Raw genomic sequence first — 21,083 nt, forward strand, 5'->3', positions numbered from 1 at the left:
GATTGGCAGGAGATCGTCTCAAGTTTTTCGGCTTAGAGAGCAACTTTCAGAAAACTATCTAGGCACGGATAAGTGAGATCGCTATACTCCCGCCCCACATCTCCCCTGATTTCAGGATAGCTCATGGGGCCTTTTTTCACACAAAAATCGACCGTTTTTCATCCCATCATGGTGCTGGCACTGCTGGCCCTCCTGATGATGAGCCCTGGTTGCGTGCGCCGGCGGTTTACCGTTCGGACGAATCCTCCCGGTGCGGTGCTGTATGTCGATAACCAAGAAATCGGCGTCACACCGGTCGGAACCGACTATACCTACTACGGCACCCGGGAAATCCGTTTGGAGAAAGATGGCTACGAACCGGTCGTCCAGCTACATACGTTCCGGACACCTTGGTACCAATATCCGGGCCTGGACTTCGTTTCCGAGAATCTCGTACCGTGGGAAATTCGTGATCAGCGAGAACTTGATTTCGAGATGGTTCCCCTACGCATGATCCCACCCGAAGAGCTACGTTCACGAGCGGAACAGCTACGTGCCAACGCCCAGGCCGGCTTCGCCACGCCGATTGTTCCTACTCAGCAACAGCCTGTTCCTTCGACGGTTGTTCCTCCTTCGGCCCAGCAGCGAGTTCCTTACTGGGACCCCGCCACGTTACCGCCTCCGGCCGAACAAGTGCCGCAGCCAAGCTCCGGCATGAACAGCCTGCCCTCTGGCGGCTACGAACTTCCTCCCCTGCCCTCCGGCGGGTTCTAGAACCGTCTCAGTCAGTCCGGTTTACTTAATGCCGGACTGATTTCGGTTTAAGACACCCTTCACGCCAATTCGGCCGGGGTCTCGAGCGATCTTATCAGCGAAGACGCGAGCATCTTCCACGATCGGCCGCAGCCGAAGTGTCAGCTCACGAATGTTGCGAGCCGCATCGTTCAGGTTTTGATAGAGATGCGGATCGTTGATCAGTTGTCCCAGCGAACCTTCCGACTCGTTCACCTTACGACCGAACTGGGCCAATTGAGCGACAAGAATGTTGAGGTTCTCGGTGCTATTTTCCAAGTTGGCGACAAGTTGTTCTCCTCGTTCGCCAAGCGGCTCGGTAAAGCCTTCGAGGTTCTCCAGATTTCGATCGGCACGCCCAGCCACCGTCCGAAGCTCGTCGATTAGCTTTCGCGACTCTTGAATAGTCTGCGGTAGTCCTTGCAACGCTTCCTTCAACTGTTGATTAAGTTGCTGATCGCCCACCAAGTTCTGGACGGAAGCCAACGTAGTGTCGAAACGCTCAAGCGCTCCTTCTGTTTTCGCCATGATCCGTCCGACATCGTCGCCGTTGTCTTCGATCAGCTTATTGGCATTCGCCGCAAGTTGGCTGACGTTGCCCCCAGCTTGCTCTATGGTGGTCAATGCCGAAACGAGCGATCCTTCCAGCTTAACGAGTACATCGAGAGGGTTCGTCTGAACGAGGCCAGAAATCTTCGCCCCATCCGGCAGGGGTTCGTTAGGAAGCCCCGGGCGATCGGTCGGCACAAATTCGAGGGCCGCATCCCCCAGCAGCGATTCTGAAACAATGCGACACACCTCGTTCTGATGTGGCATGTTTTGCTTTTCGACTTTCAGCGTCACCAAGACGTTGCGATCATCTTGGAGTTTCACATTGCTGACGCGGCCGATCAGGATGCCGCTGGTGCGCACCGGCGTATCGATCGTAACACCGGGAGCGGTCTCAAAGACGACATAGACCGTTTCCTTTTGCGAAAGGAACTGTGGTTGTTCGCCCAGCAAAAAGAACAAGATCCCAGTCAGCAGCACAGCGACCAGCATCACGAAACCGACTCGAAATTGTAAAACGCGGTCGTCCATTGACCTTAGCTCCTTCGGGCTAGTCGCCGATGAAGGCTCCCATTTCTTCGATGCGTTGCCCTGCTTCCCCACGCACAAACTGCGTCACTCGCGTGTCGCGACAGTCTTCCACTTCCTCGGGTCGACCGTCGTACAAGATCTGCGGTTCGGCTTCTTTCAGCCGTGCGGCGGGGTACATCATGATCATCCGGTCCGCCACTTTCTGGGCCGTCCGCATGTCGTGCGTGACCACAATACTGGTCACTGGGTATTTACTGCGTGTTCGCAAAATAAGTTCATTAATGACGTCACTCATAATCGGATCGAGCCCGGTCGTCGGCTCGTCGTACAAGACAACGTCTGGCTTAAGGACCAATGCCCGTGCTAGACCAACGCGTTTTCGCATCCCTCCGGAGAGTTCGGCCGGTTTCTTCCAAACAACTGCTTCCGGTAGTCCCACCTCTTTCAGGTGATGAAAGACGATGTCGCGAATCTCGGAAAGGGGCTTATTGGTGTGCTGTTTCAGGGGAAACGCAACGTTTTGCCCGATCGTCATGCTGTCGAACAACGCTGCATTCTGAAACACGAAGCCGAAGCGGATGCGTTCCTTGGTAAGCTGTCGATCGTTCAACTCATGAATGTTGCGGCTGTCAAACATAACTTCGCCCCGCGTCGGCTTGACCAAGCCGATCAACGACTTCAGCAACACGGTTTTGCCGCAACCACTTTCACCGATTAGCGCCAGCGTTTGACCTCGAGGAATACTAAGATTGATATCGCGGAGGATTGTCTGACCATCGAACTGCACGAGCAAATCGTCGACTTCGATCAGGGGGTTGGCGTCGTCCGCTTCTAGTCTGGCATGCATCATTTCATCACCTCACAAAGTCACCATCGCATCGGGCCAGAGCGTCATATAAATACGCTCCAGGCCGATATTCAGGACGAGGTCAATGATCAAGATCATCACGAACGAATAAACGAACGCTGCGGTTGCCGCTTTGCCAACCCCTTCTGCTCCGGCCGTGCAGTAGAATCCCTGATGGCAACTGACCAACGCGATCACGCCGCCAAAAAAGATACTCTTGAACAGACCGCAGAAGATGTCCCACGAACCGACAAACTGTTGCGAGTTGTACAAGTAAAAGTGCTTGTCGATACCGATGATGATCACGCTGTAGAAGTAACCACCGACAAACCCCATGAAGTCCGCCATGACTGTGAGTGCGGGAATCAGCAAGAGCATTGCGAGCACCCGGGGAACGACGAGGTAGTGGATCGGATTGGCGCCCATGGAAGTTAACGCGTCGATCTGCTCGGTAACACGCATCGTTCCAAGTTCCGCCGCCATGGCACTTCCGACACGCCCAGCGAGCATCGTCGCGGCCAAAACGGGGCCAAGCTCTCGCACCAACGACATATTAATGACCGCCCCTAACCGGGTCTCAAGCCCCAGCTCGCGGAATTGATAGTAGCTTTGCACGGCGAGTACCATGCCGATGAATGTGCCTGTCAACGCAACCACGGGCAGGCTCATGACACCCACTTGATAGAAGCTCGGCAGAAGCGTTTCCCTTCGAGGAAGTCGCCCAAACGTCCAAGCAGCCGTTCGCCAGGCGAAAAGAGTCAATTCGCCGATCGCGACGACGCAATCAATTGCCACAGCTCCCCAGTCGGCAAGCCAGTTAAAGAGTGCCAACTGGATTGCGGCAAGCGTCGAGACAGGCTCCTGCTGCTCTTCGTGGTTCGAATTGTCTGCCGTCCCTGAGGCCAAAGCGGTTTCTCTTTTCGTGCTAGCACACCTTCCGCGGCGAATCCGTGCCGCGTCGTCTCTTTCATCATCGACGCGATCCACCTTGCGGCTTCAGTAAGTTGTACCGATTAGAGAAACTATTCGCACGCCGAAGGGCTAGAAACGCTAGCAAGAGGCCACTAGGAGGGTAAGGTCGTTCTATTTCCCGCAATCCGCACGAATGCTATGATGGCACCCAACAACGCCGACGATAATAGCTCGGCGAATCCCACCTACATTCGCGCTACGAAGGGGTATTCGTTTCGTGGCGCTATCACCCTCCAAACTTTGAGGCCGCAATCCCAAGGGAGCGGCAACTACGATGATGGCAACCGTTCGGGCCATTGTTTCCATTCCGCTGGGTGTCGTTGTCGGCATGGCCATGATGGTCTTGCTGTTGACTCCCTGCTTCTTAATGTACCCTTTGCCGTCGGGAATTGACCTGCAAGATCCGAGCGATGCCGAAGCGTTCGGCCATCACCTGGCTTCGTTGCCGTTTATCGCTTTCGTTCTGGTATGGATCGCACATGCAGGCGGCTCTTTCAGCGGGGCCGCATTTGGCCGATTTGTGGAAGGTGATCGCGTTTGGAAAGAGTCTCTCGCAATCGGTGGGATCTTTACGGCGATGGGTCTGGTGAATGCTGTTTCGATGGCGTTTCCATTTTGGTTTATCCTGATCGACTTGGCTCTTTATCTGCCAGCAGCCATCTTGGGCGGTTGGGGTTCACACGCATTGCTGCTTCATCGCGAAACACGCGATAGCCGCAAAGCAAGCAGCAGCGCATAAAAAAAGCTGACCTCTCCGGGGAAGAGAGATCAGCTTTCGTGACGCATCCACAATGGACTACGGCATGATCACCTTGTCGATGACGTGGATCACGCCATTCGAGGTGACAATGTCAGCTTTGACGACCTTGGCTTCGTCGATCATCACCGAGCCATCTTTGACCTCGATGTCGATGGTCGAACCTTCAACGGTCTTTGCTTCCTTCAGCTTCATCGCGTCCTTAGCCATCACTTTGCCGGGGACGACGTGGTAGGTCAGGATCTTGACCAGCTTCTCTTTGTTTTCTGGTTTCAGCAGGGTTGCCACGGTTCCATCAGGAAGTGCGGCAAATGCTTCGTCGGTGGGTGCAAATACCGTGAAAGGACCTTTGCTTTTCAGCGTTTCTACGAGGTCTGCTTCGGTCACTGCCGCGACCAGAGTCTTGAACTGACCCGCGGAGACGGCCGTATCGACGATGTCCGCCTTGGCTGGCTTCTTCGCATCTTCAGCAATTGCGGAGGAAGCGGCGAGAGCGAGAGTACAGATTGCGGCGAGAGCAATTTTGGGCAGAGTCATAATAATCAACCTTTGTGAGGAATGGCTTGAATCCGAAACATCCCGTAACAAGGTTGTCGCGCGTCGTTGCGAAACAGGCACGCTTGTCCACCGGGAAAACTCGAGGGGCGAGATCTCGTCTGCTCGGTGGCAAACCGCAGAGACGCTGCGGCGATTAACGAAAGAATTTTGCGCGGCAAAAAATTGCTCAAGCGACGGCGTTACATCGTGACTTCATCGAACGAAAGTTCATCCGCCATTTTCGGACGAAAGATCATTGTGATCTCGTTGCCGACGTCGTTAAAAAAAACTTCGTCCATAAAGGTCCGAATTAGAAACAACCCCCGGCCGCTGGGACGCGTCAGTTGCATAGGATCGCCGGGATCGAATTCGTGGCCGTGGGTATTGAAGCCTTGTCCTTCGTCTCGGACGACGAAGCGGACTTCATCACGCCGGCAAGTCAGTGTGAAGTGAACCGTACGGTTACGGTACGGCTCTCGGTTTTGCCGTAGTTCTGCTTCCGCATAGAACTTTTCAGGATCGGCAGCCCACAGCTCCGACTCTAGCTGCAAGTTCCCGTGAAACATTGCGTTCCGCAGTGCTTCATCGAGGGCAACGCCTAAACGAACCAGTTCATTCTCTGGCACACTCCGAAACTTCTGCAAATAGTTTTGCACGTGCCCTGTCACTGCCCCGATAAGGCTTGCATCGTTGGTCAGCGTGAATTGCGAAGTTGTTTCGTGCCAACATTCGTCAAAGCGGCGAGCAATGCGTTCGTGATGCGCCGAAGCGAGTACGTTAATCAACGTTTGGGCCAGCTTGTGAATCAGATCTTTCTTGGGCACGAAACTAGCCGCACCATGCTTGAGCGCTTCGGCGGCGATTGATTCGCTTCCGTGAGCAGTCATTAAGATACAAGGGATGAACGGGTACTCGAACCGCATCGCCTTGACGAGTTCCAAGCCATCCATGCCAGGCATGCGCAAGTCGGTCAGAACAATATCGGGCTCTTCCGATGCCACCATATCCAAGGCTTCTTCACCACTTTCAGCAAAGTGGATCGAAAGGTTCCCGGCATTGTTCTTCTGCAAAATGCCGCCTACCAGCGCACGATCGACGGCCGTGTCGTCGACGACAAGGATCGTGATTTCGTCGTACCCGGAAACAAAGATTCCCCCGCTCCGAGGCTGAGCATCGTTGTCCGTAATTTGAGCGGTCTCCACGAGCGGCCTTTGCACGAAATATTAACAGCGAACGGCGACGGAACTTCTTTTCGACGTAGCCATAACTTCTATCTAAGCTGCTAAAGCTACTAGGCTGCAATGGATTACGTGTTCAGAGTGTATAAAGATCACGTGAAGCCGGGTTCAACCGTAGTTCTCTGGGCTCTGCTGGTGGATCTCGTCGGTCCTGAACGGCACGGAGAAAACAGTAGAGACGCCTCCTCCGAATCGATGGTTAATGGCCATCCATGCCGCGCGTCTTTTGATCATCCATCACATCGAATTTGATTCACCGAAGCACAGCTATCCCGCGAAACATCGCTTGGTGAAATGTAATCCTTCAGCTGGCACATTGCTTGCACATTCGTGAAATCAGTAACGATTAAGCAATGCCCCTGTCATAAGGATGAATAACCATGGGAATGTTTACCAGCACCAAATTTGAAACCCTCGAAGAACTGTTTATCGCTCAACTGCGAGATCTCTACGACGCCGAACAGCGGCTTACCAAAGCATTGCCCAAAATGCGTGATGCTGCGAATGGTGCGTCGCTCAAAGAAGCCTTCAGCTCCCACTTAGTGGAAACAGAACGTCAAGTCGAACGTTTGGAAGAAGTGTTTCGCTTGATCGGTGAGTCGCCGAAAGCCGAGACATGCGAAGCGATGAAAGGCTTGCTTAAAGAAGGAGACGAGATGCTCGAAGCGAAGGGCAATCCGGACGTCCTGGATGCCGGTCTGATCGCCGCTGCCCAGCGCGTCGAGCATTATGAAATTGCCGGCTACGGCACCGCACGTGCGTTGGCGAAACGACTCGGACACCAAGCGGCCGCCGAACTTCTGCAGGATACGCTCGACGAAGAATCCAATGCCGACTGTACCCTGACGAACGTCGCCGAAACATGTGCCAACGTCTCGGCCCCCAAGTAAATGCCAATCGGTTAATTGACCGGAAAACACACGTCGGTGGATGCCATTCGAAGCATCCTCCGACGTTTTTTTATGGCATTTATCAATCTGACCAATTTTTCATCATCCGATGGCGGATATCGCATTCGAGATACTCATCGCCATACGCGTGAAAGCCGTATTTTTCGTAGAACCCGATCTTGTCCGACTGGGCCGACATAAAAACTCTTGTAAGCCCCCGAGCCTTCAAGTCTTCCAAGACAAACGCCAGCAATCGCCCGCCGATACCTAGCCCTCGTGCCGACTTGCGAACTGCGAACCGCGACAGCTTCGCCCCTTCTTCCTTGTGAATGACTCGCGTCGTCGCGACGACATTTCCTTGCTGAATGGCAACGTAATGATCCGCCGTTAAATCGAAAGAGTCCAACTCATCTTCTTCTGGCACCCCTTGCTCGGTGACAAATACCTCGCGACGAAGTGCAAATGCCAGATTGGCGAGATCGCTGAAGACGGGGACTTGGACAATCAATTCAGAAGACATAAGACTCGCCTCTTCCGCTACGTTCCCGAGAGCTTTTTCCTCAGTTCCTGAACACTCAAACCAACGTCATTTGCATTAGTAACACATCCGGCAACGGCGATGCGGCGGATACCAGCTTCGGCAACGTGAACGACGTTGTTCAGATTGATTCCCCCGATCGCAAACCCCGGTAGGGTTATCTCGTTCGATACTTCCTGGAGGAGCTGAACGCCAGGGAATGCATCGAACGATTTCGTTCCGCTCGGAAACGTCGGGCCTATGCCGATGTAGTCGGCTCCGTCGCGAACAGCTTGCCGGGCCTGGTCGACGCTGTGGGTCGAGACGCCTATCAGCCTGCTTGGCCCCAGCACAGCTCTGGCTTGGCTAACGGTCAACTCTTCCTGCCCGACGTGGACGCCGTCGGCGCCAGTTACTTTGGCAATGTCGGCTCGATCGTTCAGGATCATCTTGGTAGTCGTGCCGGACGTTCTCTTCCGCAGCAGTTCTGCTCTAGCGATCAACGTTCGATCGTCCAGCTGCTTGTCGCGGAGTTGAATCACATCGACTTCCGCTTCGACTAACTTCGCCACGAAAGTGTCGAACAACTGTCCATCTGCCCGGCCGTCAGCCAATACGTAGATGGCTGGTTCGGCAAACTGCTGACTCGCGGTGATCGTCGTCATCACCATCTTTTCCAGCGAATAAGTCAGGTAACGTCCTTTCTCGAACGAGGCGGCTGCAACAGGATCGACCAGCTTGGCATGCTCCTCCAAGCTTCGTAGAGCTTGTTGCAGACGTTTGAAGTTGGCCGTCAGCAAATCCGACCAGCTGGACCGAGTCTGTTCGAGACTTCCTTGAACGGTTGTTCCCACATCGCCAAAGGTGTCTCGCGAACGAATCGCGTCGATTCGATCAAACTTTTGCAGCGTACTGTCCAACTGGTGTCGCAGCGATTTTAACTCAGACGTTAGGAAGCGGTCGTTCTGGCCATAACGGACAAAGTCTTCGATGACGCGTAGTCCTTCACTGGCCCGATTCGCTGCGGCATCGAGAGTTCGCCAGAGCGAAATGTCCATCGACGGCGGTAAGCCGCCATCGGTAGGTTGGTAAGGATCAGTCATGAAGAAACCGGTTTTGCCGAATGTGACGTTGAAACGATTGGTAACTTTTCGCCGGAAAAAAAGGCTCCGCGAAAGAGTTCCTGCCGTCGGATTGCCCGCTATTAACGATTGCCGGATGCTCCTAGTTTATCTAACTGCATGCACTCTGCCGACTTACCTTGCTCCCCCTGGTTTCGGAAGTTACAATTCCCCGGCGTTTCCTAGCGGATGAGTGCGTGATCTCACAGCTGCTTACCGCACATTATGGAATAGTAAGGATGCTATCAACGCCATGGATTACCTGCCTGTGGCCGGGGCTCAGTGAGCTTTGGGTACGCGGGCGCTGGACTGGACTGGTTTGGGCTCTAGGATTCACGCTGCTATTGAATGCGGCGTTGGTTTCCAAAGGAGTCTGGCCAGAGCTAGGAAACGTCTGGGTCCGTAGTGGACTCTGGTATTTAGTCCTTGGCTTCTGGCTATTGAATGCAGGATGGATGGGGTTCCGAATTGCTACTGGCAATTGGGATGCCATAGATGCCTCGATCGACCAGCTCTACCAAATCGCCCAGACTGCCTATTTAAAAGGTCAATGGTACCAAGCCGAGGCAGTATTACTACGGCTTCTACGGCGCGAGCCGGATGACGCGGAAGCGCTCCTACTATTAGCAACGCTCAAGCGGCATACGAAGCAATTTGACGAAGCGCGAGAGACGCTCGAAAAATTAGAGCGACTCGATGCTAGCCGACGTTGGTGGTTTGAAATCCACCGCGAAAAGCAGCTTCTGACCGATCGAGAAGAGGGGGAAACGGACGCCCACGTCGAAGCATCCAAGTCTTCGACAAACAACTTGGGTGAACAAAACGCGGAGAGAGGCGAACCCAGCCTACCGGAAGCCGCGTAATTGTGAGACAACATAGGGTTGGAACGACAGTAGTTGATGCAGTCGCCAACTCGAAATGAGGACGGATGACCATGTACGAACGATTTACAGATCGTGCTCGGAAGGTGATGCAGCTGGCCAATCAAGAGGCCCAGCGGTTCAACCACGAATATATCGGTACCGAGCACATCCTTCTGGGCTTGATCAAAGAAGGTAGCGGCGTGGCAGCCAACGTGTTGAAAACGTTGGAAGTCGACCTGCGGAAAATTCGACTCGAAGTCGAAAAGCTGGTCCAATCCGGTCCCGACATGGTGACCATGGGCAAGCTTCCGCAAACGCCCCGAGCCAAGAAAGTCATCGAATACTCGATGGAAGAGGCTCGCAATCTCAACCATAACTACGTAGGCACCGAGCATATCTTGCTGGGTCTTCTGCGAGAACAAGAAGGCGTCGCCGCTCAAGTTCTGATGAACTTGGGTCTGAAGCTGGAAGATGTTCGCGAAGAAGTCCTCAATCTGCTTGGCCACGGCATGGAAGGCGACAGCAGTCGCGAAGGCCGCGGCGAACCAGGCAGTGTTGCCGAGTCGGGCGGAAACCCCGGCAAAGGCAGCAAAAGCAAGACGCCTGCTTTGGATAGCTTCGGTCGCGATCTGACCGAGCTCGCCAAGCAAGGCAAGCTTGATCCTGTGATCGGTCGCCAACGCGAAATCGAACGAGCCATTCAGGTTCTGTGCCGCCGTACCAAGAACAACCCAGTGCTGCTGGGGGAAGCTGGTGTCGGTAAGACGGCCATCGTCGAAGGATTCGCTCAACGCGTAATCGACGGTGACGTGCCGGAGTTGCTGGCAGAAAAGCGAATCGTGGTGCTCGACTTGGCCATGATGGTTGCTGGTACCAAGTACCGCGGTCAGTTTGAAGAACGTATCAAAGCAGTGATGAACGAAGTTCGTCGCGCTAAGAATACGATCCTCTTCATCGACGAGCTCCACACCCTCGTGGGTGCTGGTGGTGCTGAAGGTGCCATCGATGCCGCCAACGTTCTGAAGCCTGCTTTGGCTCGTGGCGAAATCCAGTGTATCGGTGCGACCACACTCGACGAGTACCGCAAGTACATCGAAAAGGACAGCGCTCTCGCTCGACGTTTCCAGGAAATTCAGGTCGATCCGGCCTCGAAGGACGAAACCGTCGAGATCCTCAAGGGACTGCGAGATCGCTACGAAGAACACCATAACGTTCAGATCACTGACGACGCCGTTGTGGCGGCCGCCGAGTATTCGGACCGTTACATCACCGGACGTTGCCTGCCAGACAAGGCCATCGACGTGATCGACGAAGCGGGTGCCCGCGTGCGTCTTCGCGTCATGACTCGTCCGCCAGATCTCAAAGAGATCGACGAAGAAGTCGAAACGCTGAACCGCAAGAAGGAACAAGCAGTCGCCGATCAAGACTTCGAAAAGGCGGCTTCCCTGCGCGATCAGGCTGACAAGCTGAAAAAGAAGAAGGAAGACATCGTCAAAGAATGGCAGGCCAAGAGCCGCCAAAAAGATGGCGTTGTCGACGAAGAAGTGATCGCCGAAGTCGTCAGCAAGATGACCGGCATTCCGCTGACTCGTATGTCGACCGAAGACAGCATGCGGCTCATGCAGATGGAAGACGTTCTGCACAAGAAGGTCATCAGCCAGGACGACGCCATCAAAGCGATCTCCAAAGCTGTCCGTCGTAGCCGTAGCGGTTTGAAAGATCCGAAGCGTCCAACAGGTACGTTTGTCTTCGCCGGTCCGACAGGGGTTGGTAAGACATTGCTTGCCAAGGCTTTGGCCGAATTCATGTTCGGTGACGCCGACGCCCTGATTCAAATCGACATGTCCGAATACATGGAGAAGCACAACGTCAGTCGTCTGATCGGTGCCCCTCCAGGCTATGTCGGCTACGAAGAAGGTGGTCAGCTGACCGAGAAGATTCGCCGTCGTCCTTACGCGGTCGTGCTGCTCGACGAAATCGAGAAGGCTCACCCGGACGTCTTCAACATGCTTCTCCAAGTAATGGAAGAAGGCCGCCTGACCGATAGCTTCGGTCGAAACGTCGACTTCCGAAACGTAATCTTGATCATGACCACCAATGCTGGTGCCGGCGCGATCAAGAACGAATCAGCCTTCGGTTTCCAAGCTCCTGACGAAGGTGCGGAATACGAAAGCATGAAGGTTCGCGTGGAAGAAGAAATCGGCAAGGTCTTCCGACCTGAATTTATCAACCGCTTGGACCAGGTCATCATCTTCCATCACCTGACGAAGGAAGACTTGAAGCAAGTCATCGACTTGGAGCTGGCCAAAGTCCGCGAACGTCTGCAGGAACGTGGTTACAACCTTGTTTTGACCGACGCCGCGAAAGAATTGATCATCCGCCGCAGCCACCAGTCGGACAAAGCCCAAGACTTTGGTGCTCGTCCACTGCGTCGTGCGATTGAAAACTCGATCGAAGATCCACTGTCCGAAGAACTGCTCAAGGGCGAGTTCCAAGGCATGGACACCATCACGGTCGATGCCATCGCCAACGACGAAGGTAAACTGACTCGCTTGGACTTCAAGGGCTCGCTTCAAGAGCCAGAAGCCGAAGAAGCAGTCGGAGCCGGCAGCGGCGGCGAAGGTGGCGAATCAAGCGACGAAGGCTAAGCCTCGTCCCGATTCCGCTTCGAGAAAAATAAAAGGCCCGCATCCAACCGATGCGGGCCTTTTTTTGTCATGTAACATATATCTCTGCTAGATCGAGGCACGAAGACAATTTCGTCAAACTAAAAACAACCACTGCGATATGTCGATCAACCCTTATCAATCACCGCAAGTTAACAATGCATCCATAACTTCCAAACCGCCGGAACGACAAGACGCACTGAAATCACTACGTGTTGCTACAGTACTGCTAACGACGGCAAGCTTGTTTAACATTTTCGCCTTCTACCACACGATCGCAGACTTCTTCATCATCGTCGGTACAGGACCGACCTATGACTCCAGAGAGATCACAATGGTCGCGGTCGCAACGACTCTTCTCGTTGTGGCATGCTGGTTCCTACTGCTACCGATTCTAGAATTCCTGGCACAGTTAATCCGGGAAATACTTGCCACGAAAGTGGACAGGAATGCATGGAACGATGCCCTCTATCGCAGCCTAAAACCGGCCGCCTTTCTGGCTGCTCCTGGCATGGTCTTGTGGCTGACGTGGGTATTCGCGTTTTACTACTTGCGAGTTAACTTTTTTGTTATCTCGTACGCAGTTGGAATTCCTGCTCACATCTTAGGGGCCTGCTTATACGTTCCATTGATCGTTCGATGGTATCGACTTTACCGCGCCACCCCCTCAAACCCTAGCAATGACGCAGCGTAAACCTGCATTGCAAAGCTGATAACTTCTAGAACTCCATCTTTCCACGAAGCCCCAGGACGACGGCCGTATCGTTGGCGACGATCCCAGGCTGGATTACTTGCAAGTCGGTTGTCAGGTGGAACCATGGAACGATTTCGGCGTTGTAATAAACTTCGCCGCCATGCAGATCGTCGATCGGAGCAAGCAGACTGAACGTGTTCTGGAAGTCCGAGTTCAAACCGTTGTAAAAGTAACCGATCCCGGCTCGGTCGTTTGGACGGGAGGCAAACGGACCGAACTTCTCGATCGAGATGCTCGTGGTGAACTGAAACGGGCTGTTGTCAGGGTCTGAAAAGCCAATGTAGCCAAACAAACTGGTGTGCCGCTTGGGATTGCAGGCATCTGCCCAAAGTTGTTGTTGACCAAGGTACCCGGCGACCCAAGTTCCTTGCTTCGCGTCAGGACGAACACCACCGCCAGGCACGACAATCCAGCCCGAAGTATCGTACGAAGTATATTCGCCGGTTGCATAAACGCCGACCAGCGTATGTGAACCAGGCAATCCCCAGAAATCAGTGTACTTACGAGCGGCACCAACAATCGTCACGCCGTTTTCAAAATCGAGGCCTACCGTGGTCGGAGTTTGTTGACTCTCGAAGACGAGCAACGCGCCCTCCACGCCACGCTCTCCCGCTTTGATAATCCCAGCTCCGTTGGTCACCAAGGGCAAGCTCGGAACGACGCTCATCGGCATCATCATCGACATGTTCATGAAGCCATCCACGCCCAAACCATATTCCGGATAGAAAGTCGCCCATAGATCGAGCATATTGATTCGACCTGCGGTGAGGGCAAATCCGCCACTGATGGCCTGCGTATATTGCAGACTCGTCATTGCAAATGTAGGGTCGTTTGCTTTCGGCGTTAGCATCGCCAAATTCACCGGGGAAAGCCCTGTTGCATCGAGAATCGCGTTCTGCCCGAGCTGCCAGTCCACGGCATGCATCGTGAGCTGGCCTCCTTCCCAGAGACCAAGTTTTCCCGTGTCAACGTTGACGTAAAGATCAAGCTTATCGCCGTAACGAAACACTTGTTCATTTCCGCCACTGGCCGGTCCTTGATAGAACTGCGTCAGTGCCCCTTGAACAGTAATACCGCAATCGGCCAGACAACTCCGGTGCCCATACCAATCGCCGGTCAATTGGCCACGCGTCCAAAGAGAGTCATGCGAAGCGTTAAGACAGCCTCCGCCGCAGCTTGGCACTAAATCACCACATGCGACGCCGCAGGAACCGTCGTAGGTATCGTAGTAAGACGTCGGCTGAACGGCGGAGTTATACGCGTCTTCCCCGGAAAAAACAGACTCGGGAAAAGTGGCTTGCTTCTGCGCATCGGCCATCGTAGCCGCGACAAATGTGAACGACGTCGCCAACAAGAACTTGCTGAAAGTTCCGCGCATGATGCCTCCAATGCATCCGAGAGTACGGACATCCGTGACCGAGGGTCCTAAGAAAACCTGTAGTCGTATCGACGCCTAAGACGACGGCTCTGAACGCATCGAGCTAAGATTCCCTCTTCCGCGCACCACCCCATTGCGGTAATCGATACAGCCGACACGACGGACACCGATTGCTAGCAACAACACGGTGTATCGGCCGCGGCTACTCGCTTTCGAGTAATTCGCGGAGCCCTAAAAGGGAAGAGATATTGTGCTGGACATAATCGATTCGGACTTCCCAATCCTCCAAGCTTGCTCGAAAGCCCCCCATGGCTTGATCAGGCCGGGGCAAATAGATGGCGTTCTCCGGAATGATCTGGCACCGCAGTTGAAACTCGATCGCCAACTTCAACCGGCGCAGATATTCGGCACTTTCCAACTCCCGTGTCCTCGCGAGGTTTATCATTGCCACGAGTGCTTCCGATCTGGTTGCCGTTGGAGTTGATCGAGGCGGGGTATAAAACGTTCCGATCCATTCCGGCTGTGGATCGTCGAGGCGCTGGTGATGGCAGATCGATTGGGTAATTTTTTGGGCATGCTGCACGTAACGAGGATCATCCGTCAGCGTGCTTAATTCGTTGATCCCCATCAGCAACCAATGATCGGCTGGTAGCTCTTCGGCTTTCTTTCCAACATCGCGTACATCGATCAGCCAATCGGCACCACGCTTAGCCGTTTCCAGCCAAGGCCCTGCAGGATCGACTTTCGCTAACCGAGCCAATGCAAGGATCGCTTCTCCGGGATAGTAAATCGAATCAAACAACACCGGGTCAGGCTCGCCGTAGAAGTACCGCGATTCAAAACGCCCACTCTCTTCCTGCTGGAAAATCAGGAACCTTCCCAATTGTTTCGTTAATGGAAGCCAACGTTCATCCCCGGAAACTTCTTGGTACTTCAGTGTGGCCAACATTGCCAGCGCAGCGCCGCCGAGCTTGGCATCTTTGTCCGGCGAGACGATTGCCTGAAAGTCTCCTTCTTCCGGCTTGGGTGCCGGCTGACAGTGATTCTCGAAAAGATAAGTCATTCCACGTCGCGCAGTTTCTAGATACTTTTGATCTCGTTTCTCGCCAGAAGAACCTTCGTTGACGGCCTGCTGCAATTCCAACAACGCATAGCATGTGCCGGCGTGACGCAGCAAGTTGTAGTCCGCGCTGACTTCATTCGTCAGTGGGTCATAGCTGTAATCGAATCTTCCATCGAGTCGCATATGACGCACCAGGTAATCTCCCCCAGCAATGGCTGCATGCAAAAGGGACTGTGGTGTGACGCTGTACTTTTCCAAATTGCCGAACCGTAGCGGTACAACTTTGTCCTTCTCTGTCTCAATCCAGCTGGTATAGGCGTACGGACGCGTTCCAACGCCGACCGAAAGCCTTCGCGGATCGCCTTTTTCTGGCAAGTAAATCACATTGTCCTGGGCGAACCACATTCCAAATGGCCCCGTCACAATGCGAAGTGGCCCGAGAACTTCTGCGGTGGGCAAATCGCTTTGAAATGTCGCCACGTCGAGCTTTAACTTTCCAGAGCTCAGATCTTCCATGGTTGCTTGAGAACGCAAGTGGGCTGCCGCATCGGTTACCGCTTCGTCGACTTTTGCACCGACTCCCAAGCCAACAATCGCCCCCTGGGTAGGTCGAGCCAAGCTGAGAAAAACAATGCACTGCCGATTCGATTGATCGGCAAAATCTGGTCGCTGTCCGGTCTTGAGCGGAAGCGATGCCAACTGGTCGCGAACCTGCTTCAGTAGTTTCTTTCCCGATAGCTCAGCGTTGTTGTTCGCTGCTTCTTGCGAAAAGCCTTCCCCGGCAAAGAAAGACAAAACGATTACGGTGAAAAGAAGGAGGCGAGGCTGCGCAAGAGACATCATGTCGAGCGATCTTCCGTTGACGGCCATATAGTTTTGACGCGGATCAATTCCCTCAGAATACCGGCCTCAAGTTTCCGCGGAAAGGTGAAACATCTTAGAACGCCTACCCCAAAGCTAAGAGGCTCGCATCTTTTCAGACGCGAGCCTCGCTGAAGCGTTTAATTACTTTTTTCAAAACTGCCGACCTACGGCAGATCTACCGTCTTTAATACGGCAGGCTGACCTTCGGCCTGGGTAATGATCACGGCCTGGTTGTCATTCAACTTGTCCAGCTGAACAACCCCTTCCCATTCGACGGCTTCGTAGTCTTGCCCAGCGGTTCCACCACCTTTAACTGGCTCGGTCAAACCTTCTTCGCGTTCAATGTCATCGGTGCTGACCTTCATCACGCCGCGAGCACTGTTGGCCATCAGCAGATATTGGTTGCCACTCTTTTCGTAAACAACCATGTCGAGCGGACGATTACGATTGCCAAGCTCGGCGACCGTCGTGCCGCGATAAGCTTTCTCTTGCGACTTGTTAACTGCTGACAAAGGAAACTTCACCAGCGGTGTGCAAGTAAAGCCAGCGAGCAAATGAGGTTCGCCACCGATCGTGAACGGCACGAATACCCGAGCGACGGCATCATCTTCATAGCGGCCGTGGGCAGCATGGTAGATTTCGATCGGCATCGCGCGGCCTTCTTCCTGGAATGGATAGGCAATCGAATGCACAGCAGCCGAAGCATCTCCGGCCGTACGACCGGTAACGATCACTTGGTTGTCAACATAAGCGACATCCGTAATCGACTCGTCACGACGATTTCCGCGGCGACGCCCTTCCCCAACGACTTTATCTTCCGGAGCGTTCGCCAGCTGAGCGACTGCTCTTTTGACTTTGTCGAGCGGCACTGGCACAAGCTTTTCGCCATCCACACGAACAATTCCTGGCTTGCCGTTTTCGGTGACCGAAAGATAGATAACTCCGGTATCGGGGCTGACGGCCAAGTCGGCGACGCTTACTCCGTCGGGAATTGGCATCTGCAAATCTGTCGATGATTTAGCGGCCGACTTATCCAACTGAATGGCATAGACGGTGGCCGCTTTTGGATCGCCTACAATCAGGACATTGTCTGGCGCGAACGACAGCGGTCCGGCCGACTTCAACTCCACTTCACCGGCCGAAAAGCCTGGCAAATCGACAGCATAAACCACGCTGGCACACAGTGTCAGAACAACACCGGCGGCAGCAACCAACGACGAATGTCGCATGAGCATCTCCTCGTAACTTGCGATAGGGCAGACAGATCCAAAATCCGCGCACCGTCTAGTTGAACGGTTTACTTAAAGGGATGCAAGAAGATTTAGCCTCACGAGAAGCCCTCGCTTCTAATCTTCTTCACTTGAAAACGTTCCAACCAGTTCGCCTTGGGTGACGGTAAACGAGAGATTCGCGTCTTCCATGCTCGCGGCGGGGACCAATTGTTCGTCAATCTGTTCCAGCAATACCCGGATGCCTGTTTCATCGGTCACTTTCGATGCGACGAGAAACAAATTGCCTGCCACAGTACCGTCGGCCAGAAAATGGAGGTCGAGCATGCCCATCTCTTCGCCGGTCAGATCATGCAGCAAAAAGCGTTCGGAACTTGACGTGCGAAAGATGCGAATGAACTTAGCTTTCATTGTGGTTGCCTTTACCAGAACGATTCTTTCTTCTTCAGCGGCTTGCTGGGCTTCTTCTGCGGGGCTTCTGTCTCGTCTTCATCGCCGCCAAACCACTCGTTCCATAAGCCCGATAGGGACTTGGTCGATTTATAGTACCGAGCCCCCGTCCCTGGAACACTTGCCGAGACATACTTCCGCCCATTGGCACTGTACCCTGCCCTCAGTCCTTTGACTCCAAACGAGAACCCGACGCCTGTCTTACTTAAGTTGATGCGGAGCGGACCGAAGGTATACGACTTGCGAAATGAAAAACCCATGGCGAGTTCTCCTGGCGGAAGCGACGCGAATCACCGCGATATGGGCTGTCAGCATAGCCCTTCCGCCCGCCGCCGACAATCATTTTCGAGTGACGTTAAGGGACAATCTTATCCCTTCCAGGTTTTGACTCCCTCGGGGAAGCGCTATAATCGCGGTAACCAAATTGGGACAATCCACGCCGCTCTCCTGCCCTTCAAGGAATAGGTCGATGCAACGCAATCTTTCGCTGCTGCTTTCTGTGTTCGCTATCCTGGCGATCGCTTTTCCTCTACAAGCCGAGAACTGGCCACGCTTCCGTGGTCCAACACAAGCCGGTATTGCTGCGGAAGAGTCGGTTCCCACGCAGTGGAGCGACACCCAAAACATCGTTTGGAAGACCGACATGCCTGGCCCAGGCGCCTCGAGCCCGGTCGTGTTCAACAATCGGATCTACGTGACTTGCTGGACCGGATACGGCATGAACGAAGAAGATCCTGGCGAAAAGACCAACCTCAAGCGTCACCTCCTGTGCATCGATCAGTCCAGCGGCAAGATCCTCTGGAATAAAGAGATCCCCGCTGATGCTGAACATACCAAGGACTTCAGCGGTTTCGTCGCGCTGCACGGCTATGCTTCCAGCACGCCCAACGTTGACGATACCGGCGTCTACGTTTACTACGGCACCACGGGAGCCGCCGCGTATGATCTCGACGGAACCCATCGCTGGACGGTAAGCCTTGGCGATCAAACGCATGCATTCGGTACCGCTAACTCGCCGGTCCTCTACAAAGATCTTGTCATTCTGAATGCAGGCGTCGAAGGCAATGCGATTGTCGGTTTGGACAAGAAATCAGGCGAAGAAGTTTGGAAGCACGAAGGAGTCAACCGTTCCTGGAACACTCCAATCTTGATTACTGCCAACGGGCGTGACGAGCTGATCTACAGCGAAGAAGGTGCCGTACGTGCCCTTGATCCAGCAACCGGCAAAGAGATTTGGCACTCGAAGGGGATCGACGACTATATCTGCCCTAGCGTGATTCCCGTGGGAGATATGGTCGTCGCCATGGGTGCTCGCAAGAACACAACCATCGCCATCAAAACCGGCGGCACCGGCGACGTAACCGATACGAACCTTGTTTGGGAACTCGACAAAGGTTCCAACGTTTCTTCCCCCACCTATCACGATGGCCATCTCTACTGGGTCAGCGAAAGCAAAGGGATCGCTTATTGTGCTGACGCAAAGACTGGCGAAGTCGTTTATCAGGAACGGATGGAACCGCGTCCGAAACTGATCTACGCCTCCCCCGTGGTCGCCGGTGGCAAGCTGTATTACGTGACCCGAGAAAACGGCACGTACGTCCTCGCAGCAAAGCCTGAATACGAACTGATCACCGTCAACGAGTTTGAAACGGACGATTCGATCGCCAACGGCAGCCCCGCCATCGTCGACGGCAAGATGTACCTGAGGACCAACAAAACGCTTTACTGTATCGGTCAGTAGCGGCGACAAGTGGAGGGTGCCATGCCTTCAGCTTCGTGAGCATGTGGCTTAGAAACGCGGCATGCCCACGAAGATGGCCCCGATGCAGTCCAAACGGCCAATTGAACTCTGGCAGTACGCTAGGTTTACCACCGGCGGTTGGTCTGCTATTTTGGGCTTCTTAACCAAAGGCAATCAATTCGCCTTAGTTAGCTTATCAGAACCACGATTATCCCCCAGCTGCCAGGAAAACCTCATGGCCTACGAAGTCACTCTGATCACCGGCGACGGCACCGGTCCCGAATTGGCCGAAGCTGCCCGTAAGTGTGTTGATGCCACCGGCGTCGAAATCAACTGGGACGTCCAGGAAGCCGGCGTCGACGTTATGGAACGTACCGGAACGCCTATTCCGGACTCGACCATCGAAAGCGTCCGCCGCACCAAGTGTGCCCTGAAGGCCCCGATCACCACGCCTGTGGGGACCGGTTTCCGCAGCATCAATGTCTACCTCCGTCAGGAACTGGGCCTGTTTGCCTGCATTCGTCCTTGCAAGTGGTATCCCGGTGTTCGCAGCTACTTCAGCAAGCTGGGCGTCGACATTGTCATCGTTCGCGAAAACACCGAAGACCTTTACGCCGGTGTCGAATTCGAGAAGGGCAAGCCAGAAACTTCCCAGTTGATCGAATTCATCAATGGCCTGCCTTCGGATCGCAAGATCAAAACCGGTGCAGAAGAAACGGGCGTTTCGATCAAGCCGATCAGCATCAGCGGTACCGAACGCATCGTTCGCTGTGCTTTCGATTACGCTCAAAAGAACGGCCGTAAGAAGGTCACTGCCGTTCATAAAGCGAACATCATGAAGTACTCCGACGGCTTGTACCTGGCCACCGCCGAACAAGTCGCCAAGGATTACCCTGGCATCGAATTCGAAGAACGTATCGTCGACAACATGTGCATGCAGTTGGTACAGAAGCCAGAACTGTACGACGTGATCGTTCTGCCTAACTTGTACGGCGACATCGTCAGCGACCTCGGTGCCGGCATCGTCGGCGGTCTCGGCGTCGCCCCAGGTGCCAACATCGGCCCTGAAGGCGCCGTCTTCGAAGCAACCCATGGTTCCGCTCCGAAGTACAAGGGCCAAAACAAAGTTAACCCAACCGCTCTGATTCTGTCCGGCATGCTGATGCTTCAGCACATGGGCGAAACAGATGCGGCGAAGCGTCTGGAACAAGCGGTTGCCGACGTCATCAAGGAAGGTAAGGACGTCACGTACGACCTGAAGCCAAACCGTGACGATCCATCCGCCGTCGGCACCCAGGAAATGGCCGACGCCATTTGTGCCAAGCTGAAGGGTTAAACCTTCTGC

The 21,083-nt window shown here is 54.1% G+C and carries 20 protein-coding genes; 8 read left to right on the forward strand and 12 right to left on the reverse strand.

The window, feature by feature from the left end; all coding sequences use genetic code 11:
- Positions 1 to 123 precede the first annotated feature (123 nt).
- Entirely contained in the window at positions 124 to 753 is a 630-nt protein-coding gene (locus LA756_RS12960) for a PEGA domain-containing protein (protein ID WP_224440299.1), read from the forward strand.
- Positions 754 to 774: 21 nt separating this feature from the next.
- On the opposite strand, the gene LA756_RS12965 is transcribed toward LA756_RS12960, so the two are convergent.
- From LA756_RS12965 to LA756_RS12975, 3 genes are read right to left on the reverse strand one after another with little or no spacing between them, the layout of a single operon-like run.
- Positions 775 to 1,851, reverse strand: coding sequence for an MlaD family protein (locus LA756_RS12965; RefSeq protein WP_224440300.1), 1,077 nt, complete (start codon positions 1,849 to 1,851; stop codon positions 775 to 777).
- Positions 1,852 to 1,870: 19 nt separating this feature from the next.
- Positions 1,871 to 2,698 carry an ABC transporter ATP-binding protein gene (locus LA756_RS12970; protein ID WP_224440384.1) on the reverse strand — a complete coding sequence of 276 codons (828 nt, stop codon included), beginning with the start codon at positions 2,696 to 2,698 and terminating at the stop codon, positions 1,871 to 1,873.
- A gap of 12 nt (positions 2,699 to 2,710) precedes the next feature.
- Complete coding sequence (locus tag LA756_RS12975; RefSeq protein ID WP_224440385.1) at positions 2,711 to 3,535, reverse strand: ABC transporter permease; 825 nt, start codon at positions 3,533 to 3,535, stop codon at positions 2,711 to 2,713.
- Between the two features lie 409 nt (positions 3,536 to 3,944).
- On the opposite strand from LA756_RS12975, the gene LA756_RS12980 reads away from it, so the two are divergent.
- Positions 3,945 to 4,409, forward strand: coding sequence for a hypothetical protein (locus tag LA756_RS12980; RefSeq protein WP_224440301.1), 465 nt, complete (start codon positions 3,945 to 3,947; stop codon positions 4,407 to 4,409).
- 57 nt (positions 4,410 to 4,466) lie between these two features.
- Here LA756_RS12980 and LA756_RS12985 read toward each other — a convergent pair whose 3' ends face one another.
- Both LA756_RS12985 and LA756_RS12990 read right to left on the reverse strand, forming a co-directional pair.
- A complete protein-coding gene (locus tag LA756_RS12985) occupies positions 4,467 to 4,964 on the reverse strand; it encodes a fasciclin domain-containing protein (protein ID WP_224440302.1) in 498 nt (165 codons plus the stop codon).
- A 200-nt stretch (positions 4,965 to 5,164) separates the two neighbouring features.
- Complete coding sequence (locus LA756_RS12990) at positions 5,165 to 6,166, reverse strand: response regulator (RefSeq protein WP_224440303.1); 1,002 nt, start codon at positions 6,164 to 6,166, stop codon at positions 5,165 to 5,167.
- Between the two features lie 416 nt (positions 6,167 to 6,582).
- Here LA756_RS12990 and LA756_RS12995 point away from each other — a divergent pair, with 416 nt between their 5' ends.
- A complete protein-coding gene (locus LA756_RS12995; RefSeq protein ID WP_224440304.1) occupies positions 6,583 to 7,092 on the forward strand; it encodes a ferritin-like domain-containing protein in 510 nt (169 codons plus the stop codon).
- 82 nt (positions 7,093 to 7,174) lie between these two features.
- On the opposite strand, the gene LA756_RS13000 is transcribed toward LA756_RS12995, so the two are convergent.
- Together LA756_RS13000 and LA756_RS13005 are read right to left on the reverse strand one after the other, a co-directional pair.
- Positions 7,175 to 7,612 (reverse strand): GNAT family N-acetyltransferase, encoded by a 438-nt coding sequence (locus tag LA756_RS13000; protein WP_224440305.1) that lies wholly within the window; start codon positions 7,610 to 7,612, stop codon positions 7,175 to 7,177.
- Positions 7,613 to 7,629: 17 nt separating this feature from the next.
- Complete coding sequence (locus LA756_RS13005) at positions 7,630 to 8,712, reverse strand: thiamine phosphate synthase (protein WP_224440306.1); 1,083 nt, start codon at positions 8,710 to 8,712, stop codon at positions 7,630 to 7,632.
- Between the two features lie 257 nt (positions 8,713 to 8,969).
- Between LA756_RS13005 and LA756_RS13010 the strand changes: the two genes are divergently transcribed.
- The 3 genes from LA756_RS13010 (at position 8,970) to LA756_RS13020 (ending at position 12,953) form a co-directional block, all read left to right on the forward strand.
- A complete protein-coding gene (locus LA756_RS13010; protein WP_224440307.1) occupies positions 8,970 to 9,593 on the forward strand; it encodes a M48 family metallopeptidase in 624 nt (207 codons plus the stop codon).
- Between the two features lie 71 nt (positions 9,594 to 9,664).
- Positions 9,665 to 12,241 carry an ATP-dependent Clp protease ATP-binding subunit gene (locus LA756_RS13015; RefSeq protein ID WP_224440308.1) on the forward strand — a complete coding sequence of 859 codons (2,577 nt, stop codon included), beginning with the start codon at positions 9,665 to 9,667 and terminating at the stop codon, positions 12,239 to 12,241.
- Between the two features lie 139 nt (positions 12,242 to 12,380).
- Positions 12,381 to 12,953 (forward strand): hypothetical protein, encoded by a 573-nt coding sequence (locus LA756_RS13020; protein WP_224440309.1) that lies wholly within the window; start codon positions 12,381 to 12,383, stop codon positions 12,951 to 12,953.
- A 25-nt stretch (positions 12,954 to 12,978) separates the two neighbouring features.
- On the opposite strand, the gene LA756_RS13025 is transcribed toward LA756_RS13020, so the two are convergent.
- From LA756_RS13025 to LA756_RS13045, 5 genes are all read right to left on the reverse strand, one after another.
- On the reverse strand, positions 12,979 to 14,391 hold the full coding sequence (locus tag LA756_RS13025) for a carbohydrate porin (RefSeq protein ID WP_224440310.1): 1,413 nt from the start codon (positions 14,389 to 14,391) through the stop codon (positions 12,979 to 12,981).
- Between the two features lie 202 nt (positions 14,392 to 14,593).
- Entirely contained in the window at positions 14,594 to 16,297 is a 1,704-nt protein-coding gene (locus LA756_RS13030; RefSeq protein ID WP_224440311.1) for a hypothetical protein, read from the reverse strand.
- Between the two features lie 185 nt (positions 16,298 to 16,482).
- Positions 16,483 to 17,547 (reverse strand): hypothetical protein, encoded by a 1,065-nt coding sequence (locus tag LA756_RS13035; protein ID WP_224440312.1) that lies wholly within the window; start codon positions 17,545 to 17,547, stop codon positions 16,483 to 16,485.
- Positions 17,548 to 17,664: 117 nt separating this feature from the next.
- Entirely contained in the window at positions 17,665 to 17,958 is a 294-nt protein-coding gene (locus LA756_RS13040; protein WP_224440313.1) for a hypothetical protein, read from the reverse strand.
- An 11-nt stretch (positions 17,959 to 17,969) separates the two neighbouring features.
- Positions 17,970 to 18,257 carry a DUF4236 domain-containing protein gene (locus LA756_RS13045; RefSeq protein WP_224440314.1) on the reverse strand — a complete coding sequence of 96 codons (288 nt, stop codon included), beginning with the start codon at positions 18,255 to 18,257 and terminating at the stop codon, positions 17,970 to 17,972.
- 209 nt (positions 18,258 to 18,466) lie between these two features.
- Between LA756_RS13045 and LA756_RS13050 the strand changes: the two genes are divergently transcribed.
- Both LA756_RS13050 and LA756_RS13055 read left to right on the forward strand, forming a co-directional pair.
- Positions 18,467 to 19,738, forward strand: a complete 1,272-nt coding sequence (locus LA756_RS13050) for a PQQ-binding-like beta-propeller repeat protein (protein WP_224440315.1) — start codon at positions 18,467 to 18,469, stop codon at positions 19,736 to 19,738.
- A 235-nt stretch (positions 19,739 to 19,973) separates the two neighbouring features.
- Positions 19,974 to 21,074, forward strand: a complete 1,101-nt coding sequence (locus LA756_RS13055) for an isocitrate/isopropylmalate dehydrogenase family protein (RefSeq protein WP_224440316.1) — start codon at positions 19,974 to 19,976, stop codon at positions 21,072 to 21,074.
- Positions 21,075 to 21,083: the final 9 nt, after the last annotated feature.

The sequence above is a fragment of the Bremerella sp. TYQ1 genome (genome assembly GCF_020150455.1).
Taxonomy (GTDB): domain Bacteria; phylum Planctomycetota; class Planctomycetia; order Pirellulales; family Pirellulaceae; genus Bremerella; species Bremerella volcania_A.